General features: G+C 45.9%; 1 protein-coding gene. It reads left to right on the forward strand.

Annotated elements, in window-relative coordinates:
• The first annotated feature begins 29 nt into the window (after positions 1–29).
• Complete coding sequence (locus AACQ83_RS24350; RefSeq protein WP_112879937.1) at positions 30–479, forward strand: lysis protein; 450 nt, start codon at positions 30–32, stop codon at positions 477–479.
• The last annotated feature ends 157 nt before the right edge of the window (positions 480–636 follow it).

The following is a 636-nucleotide window of genomic DNA, read 5'->3' on the forward strand; positions in this document are numbered from 1 at the left end:
CGAGCATCTGAGAAAACGATGTTTTTATCATGAAATTCAACGCTCACTACTACACGCTTATTGCACTGATTATTGTCTCACTCACAGCTTATTACTATCACTCTGCATTACAGAAAGAGCGGCATGTAACAAAGCAGCAGCAAGAAGACATTCAGCAACTCACAGACGCTATCGATTACCAAAACTCTCACATTGCAATGCTAAACGAATTGGACGTTAAGCATACAAAGGAACTTGCTCATGCGAAATCTGAAATTGATGTTCTTCGCAATGATGTTGCCGCTGGTCGTCGGAGGTTGCGTATCGCGGCCACCTGTAGTCAGGGTGAAGCCAGTTCCTCCCCCGGCGTGGATGATGCAGCCAGCCCCAGATTGGAAGACCCCGCTATCAGGGATTATTTCACTCTCACCGAAAGAGTAACAACGATGCAGGCACAACTAGAGGGCTTGCAGGACTACATCAAAACTCAGTGTCAGTAACAGAGTCTCGCAACCGCGGGACTTTTTTTATATCCGAATTTCACCGCGCACCTCATGCGCATTCAAACCCAAAGAACCTGTTTAGGAAATAGAGCTTGAGGAAATCAGTATTGTGCTGATTCTTTGGTCTGATTTTCTATGAGGCAGGCTCTATCTC

Source organism: Photorhabdus sp. S10-54 (assembly GCF_963878145.1).
In the GTDB taxonomy this organism is placed as follows: Bacteria; Pseudomonadota; Gammaproteobacteria; order Enterobacterales; family Enterobacteriaceae; genus Photorhabdus; species Photorhabdus kayaii.

Bases quoted from the DNA above. Each gene is read 5' to 3' on its own strand.
- AACQ83_RS24350 (WP_112879937.1), top strand. From the start codon at position 30: ATGAAATTCAACGCTCACTACTACACGCTTATTGCACTGATTATTGTC.